This is a genomic window from Metabacillus sp. GQ13, from assembly GCF_059758525.1.
The window spans coordinates 201126-213479 of record NZ_JCAXET010000003.1; the positions used below are offsets into that span (position 1 = coordinate 201126).

At 36.2% G+C, this 12354-nt stretch carries 11 protein-coding genes; 3 read left to right on the forward strand and 8 right to left on the reverse strand.

The genetic code is table 11. The annotated features are described in order from the left end of the window. Window positions 1-132 precede the first annotated feature (132 nt). From polX to zapA, 3 genes are all read right to left on the reverse strand, one after another. A complete protein-coding gene (gene polX / locus AC6CHR_RS04865) occupies window positions 133-1863 on the reverse strand; it encodes a DNA polymerase/3'-5' exonuclease PolX (RefSeq protein ID WP_498247388.1) in 1731 nt (576 codons plus the stop codon). 521 nt (window positions 1864-2384) lie between these two features. Continuing rightward, entirely contained in the window at window positions 2385-2924 is a 540-nt protein-coding gene (locus AC6CHR_RS04870; protein WP_498247389.1) for a CvpA family protein, read from the reverse strand. Between the two features lie 9 nt (window positions 2925-2933). Continuing rightward, window positions 2934-3206, reverse strand: coding sequence for a cell division protein ZapA (gene zapA, locus AC6CHR_RS04875; RefSeq protein ID WP_498247390.1), 273 nt, complete (start codon window positions 3204-3206; stop codon window positions 2934-2936). 115 nt (window positions 3207-3321) lie between these two features. Between zapA and rnhC the strand changes: the two genes are divergently transcribed. Next, window positions 3322-4257: a ribonuclease HIII gene (gene rnhC, locus AC6CHR_RS04880; RefSeq protein WP_498247391.1), complete on the forward strand. Its 936-nt coding sequence runs from the start codon at window positions 3322-3324 to the stop codon at window positions 4255-4257. 118 nt (window positions 4258-4375) lie between these two features. Here rnhC and pheT read toward each other — a convergent pair whose 3' ends face one another. The 3 genes from pheT to AC6CHR_RS04895 form a co-directional block, all read right to left on the reverse strand. Further along, the gene (gene pheT, locus AC6CHR_RS04885) at window positions 4376-6790 is read right to left on the reverse strand and encodes a phenylalanine--tRNA ligase subunit beta (RefSeq protein WP_498247392.1); all 2415 of its coding nucleotides are present in this window, start codon (window positions 6788-6790) and stop codon (window positions 4376-4378) included. A 14-nt stretch (window positions 6791-6804) separates the two neighbouring features. Next, window positions 6805-7839, reverse strand: coding sequence for a phenylalanine--tRNA ligase subunit alpha (pheS, locus tag AC6CHR_RS04890; protein ID WP_498247393.1), 1035 nt, complete (start codon window positions 7837-7839; stop codon window positions 6805-6807). A gap of 706 nt (window positions 7840-8545) precedes the next feature. After that, entirely contained in the window at window positions 8546-9298 is a 753-nt protein-coding gene (locus AC6CHR_RS04895; RefSeq protein WP_498247394.1) for a TrmH family RNA methyltransferase, read from the reverse strand. A 113-nt stretch (window positions 9299-9411) separates the two neighbouring features. On the opposite strand from AC6CHR_RS04895, the gene sspI reads away from it, so the two are divergent. Beyond that, window positions 9412-9621, forward strand: coding sequence for a small acid-soluble spore protein SspI (gene sspI / locus AC6CHR_RS04900; protein ID WP_498247395.1), 210 nt, complete (start codon window positions 9412-9414; stop codon window positions 9619-9621). Between the two features lie 196 nt (window positions 9622-9817). On the opposite strand, the gene AC6CHR_RS04905 is transcribed toward sspI, so the two are convergent. Both AC6CHR_RS04905 and AC6CHR_RS04910 read right to left on the reverse strand, forming a co-directional pair. Further along, complete coding sequence (locus tag AC6CHR_RS04905) at window positions 9818-10903, reverse strand: M42 family metallopeptidase (RefSeq protein ID WP_498247396.1); 1086 nt, start codon at window positions 10901-10903, stop codon at window positions 9818-9820. Window positions 10904-10988: 85 nt separating this feature from the next. Continuing rightward, entirely contained in the window at window positions 10989-11477 is a 489-nt protein-coding gene (locus AC6CHR_RS04910; RefSeq protein ID WP_498247397.1) for a dUTP diphosphatase, read from the reverse strand. 284 nt (window positions 11478-11761) lie between these two features. Between AC6CHR_RS04910 and AC6CHR_RS04915 the strand changes: the two genes are divergently transcribed. Beyond that, window positions 11762-12157, forward strand: coding sequence for a sigma-w pathway protein ysdB (locus tag AC6CHR_RS04915; protein ID WP_498247398.1), 396 nt, complete (start codon window positions 11762-11764; stop codon window positions 12155-12157). Window positions 12158-12354: the final 197 nt, after the last annotated feature.

Genomic DNA, 12354 nt, shown 5'->3' on the forward strand with positions numbered 1-12354 from the left:
TCCTTCGAACTATAACCTCGATCAATCGATTATTCTAAGTAAAACGATGTAGATAAAGGGTCGTTTTCAATCACGGTAACACTATCTGCTTTTTATGAAAAAAACGACCTTCTTTGCGAAAACAGCATGAATTTAACCTTCTATTTTATCATTCCGCTTTAGGAATGCATTTAGCTCTTCAATGTCCCAAGTATTGATGACATTTTCAGACTCAATCCAACCCTTAATTGCAGTTGAAACTCCAATTGTCATGTCCTCAAGCATATCAATATTATGGGCATCGGTATTAATTACTAGTTTAACACCAGCATCTTGAGCTTTTTTTATCTGATCAGAATTTAGATCTAAACGGTTTGGATTAGCATTCAATTCTAATGCAGTGTCTGTTTCCTTAGCTAATTGAATAAGCATATCGATGTCAACATCATAACCTTTTCTTCTGCCAATTAGACGACCTGTTGGGTGTGCAATGATATCGACATGTTGATTTTTTATCGCTGTTTTTAAGCGGTTCATAATCACATCTTGTGATTGAGAAAAACTAGAATGAATGGAAGCTATGACAAGATCCATCTCACTTAAAAGCTCATCATCATAATCTAATGTAGCATCTGGCAAAATGTCCATTTCTACTCCAGCTAGAATGGTGATATCATCATATTCTTTATTTAATGCTCTAATTTCTTCAACCTGAGCTCGCAATCGGTCAGGTGTTAAACCATTTGCCACCTTCAGGTAGTGTGAATGATCTGTAATCGCTAGATATCGATAACCTTTTTTACGACAAGCTTCAACCATTTCCCGAATTGTATATGCACCATCACTCCATGTTGAGTGCATATGCAAATCCCCCTTTATATCCTCTAAGCGAATATGATTCAATTCCTTATGAAATGAATCTATTTCCGTGCCATCTTCCCGAATCTCCGGAGCAAAATGAGGGAGGTCAAAATAAGTATAGAATTCTTCCTCTGATTCAAAAGTTTTTAGTTCATTCGTTTCTATGTTCTCCACACCATACTCACTTATTTTCTCTCCACGTTCTTTAGCAAGCTGTCTCATCCTCACATTATGATCCTTTGAACCAGTGAAATGATGGAGTGTTGTTGCATATTCAGATGGTGTAACTAATCGAAAATCAACGCTTACTTCATATTCATAACGTAATTGTATGGAAACCTTTGTGTCTCCTTCGGCAATGACATCAGAAACTGTAGGAAACTTTAAAAGCTGATCACGGACCTTGTCTCGATCATTCGTTGCGATAATGAAGTCTAAATCCTTTATAGTCTCCCTCATACGGCGTAGACTTCCTGCCCTTGAAAACTTCTCAATTCCTTCGCATTGTCCTAAATATGCTTCAATATCTTTTGCGATCGGTAGCATAAACGATAACGGAAGGCGATCTGGTCGATTACCCATCTCATCGATAGCGGCCAAAATCTTCTCTTCAGACTTTTTTCCAAAGCCTGCTAACGCTTGTATTTTATTTTCTTCACAAGCTTGTTTCAATGCATCAACACTATCAATTAATAATTCTTTATATAATTTAGCAATTTTTTTGCCACCTAAGCCAGGCAACTTCAATAATGGTAATAATCCTGATGGCACCTCTTCTTCCAGTTGTTCAAGTACCTCTGATTTTCCGGTTTCAACATATTCTTCAATTACCGCTGATGTTCCTTTACCAATGCCAGAAATTTTCGTAATGTCATCTATTAAAGCTAAACTTCTGTCGTCGGTCTCTAAAGCATTGGCTGCTTTTCTGAATGCTCCTATTTTAAAAGGATTTTCTCCCTTAAGTTCCATTAGTGTAGCTATTTTTTCCAATAACCGAATAACGTCCTTTTTATGAATGTCCATTTAATCTCACCTCTGTTTAAATACAGCTCTTTTCTTAACTCAAGTATTTTATAAACGTGTATCTTCAAAATACTTATTAACTACATGTATTAAAAAAGAGCTGTTTATGTAAAAAAAAAAAAAAAAATAACCTTAAGATACTACTATTATTACTTTATCAAAGAGTCATTTAACATATATAGTAATAAAAATGATAAAAAACTTAAGGAAAACATATTTGGAAACAATGAAGCTTTTTCTAATTGGCTCTTTTCTAAAAATTTGTTGCTCTAGTACTATTAAAAATTGGCTTTTGGATTTTTATTATCTAAATTGAAGCGATCTCCAGTGGGATATCAGAGTCATTTAACGAAAAGAGCACGAAGATAGGCTGAATTCGTAAAGATTTACTTATTACGAAAAACAACAATACTTGCGAAAACAGCCTTCTAATTAAAATGATACAAATAAGTAGCTGAAATTACAATTTTTTCGTTAATAAATACCTAATAGAAAAAACTTCTCTTTAGTTGGCAGAGAAGTTATGTCATGTACTGTATCCAGAGTTCATTAACTTTATCAGAAAAATATGGAGTATGATTTACAATGAGATCTGCAAGTATTGAATGATCTAATACTTGTTGAAGCTGTTCTACAGGAACAAGCGCACCTATGTATAAAAATACAAATAGAACTAAATATGATTCCAAAAATCCTAAAATTGAACCTGCCCATCTATTTAACTGCTTTAAAATTGGTAATAACGCAACAAAATCAAACATGGAACCAATAATTTGCATAACTATTTTCGTACCAATAAATAATATAACGAAAGCTATAGCACGGTAAAATGCTGCCTCCAAATTTTCACCTTCTAGTAAACTTAGAATTGCTGGACCATCAGTTGTCGAAGGATAAGGTACCCAAAGCTTCAGTTTCGGTGCAAGATCATCGTAATATTGATATGCTACAATGTATGCAACGATAAAACCAGTTAGGTGAATAAATTGAAGGATAAAACCTCGTTTTAAGCCAACTAGCATTCCGAATAATAAAATAATAAATAATACTATATCTAGCATTTCTTAGCTTCAATCCTTTTCTATTAGTTGTTTCTCTAATTTTTCATTCTCTTCTTTAAGTTTTAAATAGTCATGTACAACATTAACAGCTGTTAAAACAGCAAGTTTATTGATATCAAGAGAAGGATTCTTACTATTAATCTCTCTCATTTTATCGTCAACTATTGAAGCAACTGCACGTATATGACTTGTGCTTTCTGATCCAATAATTGAGAATTGTTGACCATATATATCAACTGTTGTTTTCGACTTTGGGCGATTTGACAACGATAAATCCTCCATTTCCTGCAAATCCTATTCCTTATCATAACATGAAGCATTATGATATGGAAAGAAGTTCAGTTCTTACATATGTATAAAAAAAACGTAGATATTTAATTTGGAAAGGGTGTTATCCTTGGCGAACTCAGTAATAAAAGTAACGTTAGAAATAATAAAACAAATGGAAACTCATTACAAAGCAAATAAAACAGAAAAAACACCACAGGGAGCTGTTTTTTCAGCAAAGGCAAACGGCTGTACAATTACAGCCTATCGGTCTGGCAAGGTTTTATTTCAAGGAGGGACAGCAGAAAGCGAATCCATAAAATGGGGTCAAAGTCAACAGACGAAACGCCCTACAATGGCTTCACCAAAAATAACACAATCTAAATACCAACCGCCTAGCATGATTTCAAGTTTATCAATCATAGGGTCTGATGAGGTAGGAACTGGTGATTTTTTCGGACCGATTACAGTGGTCGCAGCCTATGTAAAGAAAGAACAAATCACCTTACTACGAGAGCTCGGGGTCAAAGATTCTAAAAATCTAAAGGACCCACAAATTATTGCGATAGCTAAAGAGTTAATCCATACGATTCCTTACAGTTTATTGGTGCTACACAATGAAAAGTACAATGAACTTCAGCAGCAAGGGATGTCACAAGGAAAGATGAAAGCCTTATTACATAATCAAGCTATTAATAAACTTTTCGCTAAAATAGCACCTGAGAAACCAGATGGAATATTGATTGATCAGTTTGTTGATCCCTCTATATACTTTAAACATCTACAGGGTAAGACTGTCATAAACGAAAATATTTATTTTTCAACGAAAGCTGAAGGTGTCCACCTTGCCGTTGCTGCTGCTTCGATTATTGCTAGATACTCTTTCGTAAAGGAATTTGATCGCTTATCTGAAGTAGCAGGGATCATAATTCCTAAAGGCGCTGGTGCACACGTTGATCTCGCTGCCGCAAAAATCATCCAAAGACGAGGGATTGAGTTTTTAACTACTATCACAAAGAAGCATTTCGCAAATACTGATAAGGCAATGAAATTAGCAAGAAAATAAGGTGGAATGGATCCCTTCATTGGACGTGTTAGGAGTTCGACTATTCCCAAAATTGAACATAAAAAGAGGCTGACTTAAAAGTAAGTCAACCTCTTTTTCTCTATCTTATTCTTCTTACTTAACCACGTAAAGTTGCTCCAAATTTCTCATCGACTGCCTTTAACACTTTATCATGAGCTTTTGTCACATCTTCATCAGTTAATGTCCGCTCAGGGTCAAAATAACGAAGTGAGAATGCGACTGATTTTTTGCCACCCTCGAGACGATCCCCTTCATATAGGTCAAAGACGGTGACCTCTCTCAGCATTTTACCGCCCGCTTCAGTTATAACTTGTTCAATATTACCCGCAACAATCTCTTTATCGACTACAAGAGCAATATCTCTTGTAATTGATGGATGACGAGGGATCACTTCAAAACGAGTCTCTACTACATCTGTAGTTAATAAATCCACTAATGACAACTCAAATACATAGGTTTCAGTTAAATCCAATTTCTTTTGGTTTGTAGGATGAACTTGACCAATAAAACCAACTAGCTTGTCACCGAGGAAAATTTCTGCTGTACGACCTGGATGCATCCCATCACGTTTTGCCTGTTTGTATTCGATTTGATTGGTTAAGCCAAGCAAGTCGAGTAAGCCATCAACAATTCCTTTAACAACATAGAAATCGACGGGCTTTTTCTCTGCTTGCCACAAATGAGTTTGCCATAGTCCGGTAACAGCCGCTGACAGATGTTCTTTCTCTAGTGGCTGACGATCCTTACCTTGATTAAGGAATACTGATCCAATTTCGTAAAGGGAAACTTGATCGATTTGTCTTGCAAGATTATATTTTAACGCATCGAGCAAGTGAGGAAGTAAACTCAAGCGTAGGACACTACGTTCTTCACTCATAGGCAAAGCTAATTTCGTTAACTCAGAATCTTCTAATGCATACTTTGCCGCCTTATCTTCACTTGTTAAAGAATAAGTAATTGCTTGAAGTAATCCCGTTCCTTCTAAATAACGACGTACTTTGCGACGTTTCTCTTGGTATTCTGATAGTCTACCTGGAATTGCTTGACCTACTGGTAACGTTGTTGGAATATTGTCATACCCATAGAGTCGTGCAATTTCTTCTACTAAATCTTCTTCAATTGTAATATCACCACGACGAGTTGGGACTGTAACTGCTAATGTACCGTTATCTAATGTCACACCAAATTGTAAACGTTCAAAAATGGTGATCATTTCCTCTGGTGAAATACTCATACCAAGAACACGATTGACCTTTTCAACCGTTGTTTGAACGACACTCGGTTCGAAAATTGCAGTTTGTACTTCCACCGATCCTTCTAACACCTCTCCACCTGCATATAAAGAGATTAATTGTGCAGCTCGTTCTGCTGCTGCATGTACTCGATTAGGATCAACACCTTTTTCATAGCGTGCGCTTGCTTCACTTCTTAAACCATGATCCTTGGATGCCGTTCTGATTATTTGTCCTTTAAATAACGCTGATTCAAGTAAAATCGTTTTTGTATCTGATTGTACTTCTGAATTTGCTCCACCCATCACACCTGCAAGCGCCACTGGTTCAGCACCGTTTGTAATAACAAGATGATCCGCTGTTAAGGTACGTTCATGATCATCTAGTGTCACAATCTTCTCGCCTGCCTTTGCCCGACGAACTAAAATTTCTTTTGAACCAAAACGGTCTAAATCAAACGCATGTAAAGGTTGACCATATTCTAGGAGAACATAGTTTGTAATATCAACAACATTATTATGTGGACGAATTCCTGCAGACATTAACCGAGATTGCAGCCATAATGGTGAAGGGGCAATCGTTACATTTCTAATAACTTTTGCTACATATAATGGATTGTCTTCAGTTGCCTCAACTTTTACTTCGATGACGCTAGCAGCTTTTTCCGCGATACTTTCATACGAAATTTCTGGGTACTTTACTTCACGAGTTAAAATTGCAGCTACTTCATGAGCTACACCTAACATACTTAATGCATCCGAACGGTTTGGTGTTAACCCTAATTCAAGGACAGCATCATCAAGATTTAATTGCCCAAGCGCATCTTCACCAACTTTGACATCGTTAGGAAAGACGAAAATTCCTTCTGAGTATTCCTTTGCAACTAGTTTTGATTCAATTCCAAGTTCTTGAAGTGAACAAATCATTCCATTTGAAACTTCACCACGAAGCTTCGCCTTCTTTATCTTAAAATTACCTGGTAAAACTGCACCAACTGTTGCAACCGCTACTTTTTGGCCTTTATCAACATTTTTTGCCCCACAAATAATTTGGACGACTTCATCATTTCCAAGATCCACTTGACATTTATTCAATTTGTCAGCATCCGGATGTGGTTCTTTTTCAATAACATGGCCAATGACTACACCTTTCATGCCTTCGTTTAAAACCTCTACTCCTTCAACTTCAATACCACTACGAGTGATCTTTTCAGATAGTTCTTCTGGCTCCATACCTGATAAATCAACATACTCTGCTAACCATTTATATGAAACAAACATGCTAATTGCCTCCTTTATACTCGTTTAAATTGTTTTAAGAAACGGACATCATCTGTGTAAAAATGGCGAATATCATCAATACCATATTTGAGCATCGCAATTCGTTCTCCACCGATCCCAAATGCAAATCCGCTATATTTCTTTGAATCAAATCCACCCATCTCTAATACGTCTGGATGTACCATACCCGCACCTAACATTTCAATCCAACCAGTACCTTTACAAATGCTACAGCCTTTACCACCACATGAGAAACAAGATACATCTACCTCAACAGATGGTTCTGTAAAAGGGAAGAAACTCGGACGTAAGCGAATCTCACGTTCGTCTCCAAACATTTTCTTTGCAAATACTTCAAGTGTACCTTTTAGATCACTCATACTAATGTTTTCATCAACAACGAGTCCTTCAATTTGCGTAAATTGATGAGAATGTGTTGCATCATCATTATCACGACGATACACTTTACCAGGGCAAATTATCTTAACTGGTCCTTTTCCTTCATGCTTTTGCATCGTTCTAGCTTGCACTGGTGACGTATGAGTACGTAAAAGCAATTCTTCTGTAATATAAAAGGAATCCTGCATATCTCGCGCAGGGTGCCCTTTTGGGAGATTTAATGCTTCAAAGTTATAATAATCTGTTTCTACCTCTGGTCCCTCTGCAATCTGATAACCCATACCAAGGAATAGATCTTCAATATCTTCTATAACAGCGGTAATCGGGTGATGATGCCCAACTCTTACAGGTCTACCTGGTAATGTAACATCGATCGTTTCTTTTGCTAACTTTTGTTCAACAGCTATCTGTTCTAAATGCTCTTGTTTTTTCGTTATCGAAGTAGCTATCGCTTCACGGACGTCATTTGCAAGTGCCCCCATAATTGGTCTTTCATCAGCTGACAGCTTGCCCATTCCACGTAGAACCTCTGTAATCGGACCCTTTTTACCTAAATAAGCTACTCGAATGTCATTCAACGCTTTTAACTCTTGTGCTTGTTCAATCTTTTCAAGCGCTTCTAATTGAAGCTGTTTTAATTGCTCCTGCATGTACATTTCCTCCTTATTTTTAAGGCTCATTTTTAAAGTATTGTTGCTTTAAGACTGACGCTTTAAAGGCTTATAGTAAAAGTTGATGCTTGGCCATAAGAGCAGAATAGTCTATAAACTGAAACAACAACTTAGCGAAAACAGCCTATCTAAAAACTCATTTCAGCTTTTTGACAAAATAAAAAACTCGCCCTAAAAAGGGACGAGTTGAATTCGCGATACCACCCTTGTTAGCCGAACATTGGATAAGCGTTTATACCTCTCTCTTCTTCACCACCAAAGAAAATTCATTAGTAGGGGAGATAGGCACAAAATCTGCACGACTCACTTCATTTCAATAACGGTAAAAAAACCGGATCACCTTTATATATAGAGGTAGATATGGGAGATTAGTGGTTGTTTTTACAACCTCCTTACCCTTCCTTCTATATGGTCTAAGTGTCAACTCGAGAGATGAATTCATTTTACTTCAATCCAAAAATGCTTTCAGTCTAAGGCATTTTTCCCTGATTGGACGAACTGCAAATTACTAGTCTCTGTCTACGTTTCTTTTTTATGTTGGTAAGGGGACAGAATCCTCTTACTTTTTTTTGTAAAATCATTCGGCTTCTTGAATCAAGATTAAGGAGAGACTCACTTAATCAACTACCATAATTCCGTATGTATTTTCTATCTTATTATAATCAAAACAATATATTCCTGCAAGTTACCCTCTTAAATGATAAAGTAGAATACCTGTAGCAATTGCTACGTTTAATGATTCGGCTTTACCCTGGATTGGGATATACAAGTTCTTAACTGTGCTTTGTAATAGTTCTTCACTTACCCCACTTCCTTCATTTCCAATGATTAGACAGAAGTGTTGCGATGGCAAAATCTCACGATAGCTTACTCCATTTTGTAACGAAGTTCCATATATCGGAATGCTTTTTTTCTTATAGACTTGTATCCACTCTAATAAATTTCCATTTACAATTGGTAAATGGAAGATCGAACCTTGGCTTGAACGAATTACTTTGGAATTAAAGTGGTCAACAGTACCTTCACCTAAAATAATTCCGTCTATACCTGCGGCATCTGCTGTGCGAATAATTGTCCCTAAATTTCCAGGGTCTTGGACACTGTCAACAAAGAGAATCTTTTCCCAATTATTTGCAGTTTGTTGTTTTTGATATTCACAAACGGCCGCAACTCCTTGTGGAGCTTCAGTATCACTGATTGCCTTCATAATTTCCTTTGTGACCAGTGTTATATTTAAAGAATCGACATTCCAATGCGTTGGTAATGTTGAATCCTCAGAAACAATTAAATCCTTTATCATTTCTTTGGTTTTTAAGGCTTCTTCAACTAAATGAAACCCTTCAATTAAAAATGTACTTGTGGCTTCGCGCTCCTTTTTAGTATGTAACTTTCTCCATTGCTTTACTTTTTGATTTTTAATTGATTCAATTCGATCCACAGGAAAACTCCTTTGCAAACATATCCATTTTCTCTAACTAATCATACATAATTCTTAGTTGTTTAACAAACGCTATTATTAGCTACATAGAAATTTAAAGGAGTGTGAACAAAATGGACTTAAATTTACGACATGCCGTTATCACAAATGTATCAGGAAATGATCAAGGTCAGCTAGAAGATACAATCATTGATGCTATTCAAAGTGGCGAAGAAAAGATGTTACCAGGATTAGGCGTATTATTTGAAGTTATCTGGCAAAATGCGAATGAACAAGACAAGCAGGAGATGCTAACTACCTTAGAGCAGGGGTTGAAAAAGTAAGTAATAAAAATAACGCGAGAGATCATTCGGTGATGGATGAACCTACAGTTGTTATGAGGTTATGAAAACACGAAGATCGCAAAGGATAATGTTGTCTTATCGTGCAGGCCATCAACCGTTTATCCTCCGTACAAGTTTTTTATATTTTCTTACAATAAAAAGCTGGGCGAAAGTCCCCAGCTTTTTTATTTTTTAATTAATCAAACGTTATTTTATCAACTGTTTTACGATCCAATCGTTTCACAACTTCTGTAATTAACTTCACAGCATTTTCATAGTCATCACGATGCAGCATCGCAGCATGTGAGTGAATATAACGAGTAGCAATTGTAATCGATAGTGCAGGCACACCGTTTGCTGAAATATGAATTGCACCTGAATCTGTACCACCGCCAGCGATTGCGTCAAATTGATATGGGATATCCAATTCATCTGCCGTATCTGTTACTAAATCACGTAACCCTTTATGGGATACCATGGATGCATCATAAAGGATGATTTGTGGTCCTTCACCCATTCTACTTGATGCTTCTTTATCAGATACTCCCGGTGTGTCTCCAGCTATTCCTACATCTACACCAAAGGCAATATCAGGTTCAATAAGGTTCGCAGATGTACGCGCTCCTCGTAATCCAACTTCCTCTTGTACTGTACCTACTCCATAAACGACATTTGGATGATCTATACCGTTTAAATTTTTTAATACATCGATTGCAATCGCACAACCTATACGGTTATCCCACGCTTTTGCAAGAAGCATCTTTTCATTATTCATCACGGTGAATTCAAAATATGGAACAACTTGATCACCTGGTTTCACTCCAAACTCCATAGCTTCATCACGACTAGAAGCACCGATATCAATGAACATATCCTTGATCTCTACAGGCTTTTTCCGTGCGTCTGGAGAAAGGATATGTGGTGGCTTTGAGCCAATGATTCCTGTTACATCACCTTTCTTCGTAACAATCGTCACACGTTGGGCAAGCATAACTTGTGACCACCAACCACCTACTGTTTGAAAGCGTAGAAACCCTTTATCATCAATCTGGGTAATCATAAAGCCGACTTCATCTAAATGTCCAGCGATCATTATTTTAGGACCATTTTCTAATCCGACCTTCTTAGCAACTAAACTTCCTAAATTGTCAGTGAAAACTTCATCAGAATACTCTTGTATGTATTTCTTCATGACTCCACGGACTTCACGTTCATTACCAGGAATACCTCTAGCATCCGTAAGATCCTTGAGCATTGTTAATGTTTCATCTAGCTTTGTCATTATGTAGCCTCCTTCAATAAAACACGATTATTATTTTAGTATACATGAAGTCATTTAGGATGAGAAATGTTCTACCTAAGAAGAGTTAATACCCTTGTTGTTGTCTCACATGATTTACTTCATTTTTTGTCATATAAGCTTCAATTACCTGCTCATTTGTGAACCCTAATAACTGACCTAAGAAAACATATTCTGCTAACATATTTTTGTACGATCTGATTGTTTGTTCCTCTTTAAAAGCATGAACCACTTCGTACACTCTTAAAAATTGTTCTGTCACATTGCGTTCATCCTGAATAGGTTCAACGCTTAATGTTACCTCAATATTTATTTCTAAACCTAATGACAAGATAAAGTGAATTCCATCAACATATTCTTCTAATATGACATTTATTGACGCAGGTGGCTTCAAGCTCCAAAATTTAAAGCATCTAGTCTCATTTGCTAACTCTCCTACCTCGACTAAAAGCGCTAAAATTTTACGCTCTATTAGTGGTTCATCTTGTAACTGATGTTGGGTTTCAATTTTTTCATCTAAAACCCGCTGCATTGAAAATAGCTCCGTTAAATCCATCTGTTTTTTCCTCCATTATTCATTATCGGCTTTTTTTAGTTCTACTATTGTTTACTGGAATTACCTGATATCCTTTAGAGACAAGGCAGTTATTCCTATTTTTTCATAACTTCAAGAAAATTTTCAGATACGTATAGTGAGGAAATAGAAGTAAGTAAATAAACAACATTTTAGTAAAGAGCCACATATATTCCTAAAAAAAGTATAACAAATTTAAAAAAACTTGAAACCTTTTTCTATTGTGAATCGTATATAAGGAAAAATGTCCTCGGGAGGGGAATGACATGATTGTCTTGTTATTACGATTATTATTAATTGCTTTGATTCTATTCCTTATCTATTCTGGATTTAAATATATATTTAATCCAAAACGAAAGCTAGAATTAGCCCATGAACAAAAACAATTTTATTTTTTTGATGATAAAGATAATGTGCGGAAAAACTTCATGTTAACGTATAATGGTGTTTTATTTGAAGGTGAAAAGTATTTAGGTACAACCACAAATGCTTTTGAAGTTGTCTCGATCTTTATTTGGGCCAAGTCATCTAGCAGATTACAAGGGTTAACACTTGAGGATTTCACACATATCGAAGAGCAAGTTAAACAGGAATATCCTTATGCAAAAGTAGACTGGAAAAGTCCGATAAAAGAATTACTTGTGAAGAAAAGAGAACATTAAGGAAATAAAAGAGGTTACCTCAATACCAAAGGGTCTGCCCCTCAATTACAATTATATAAAGATTCCTTACTAGAAAGAGGCTTTATATATTGATGTTTGAATTGAAAGGTCAGACCTTTTTTGCTATTTGAAGCTTATTAGATTGTTGTAGCTGTTACTAAATTCACACAATATGATTAGAATGTTTGCAATAACCT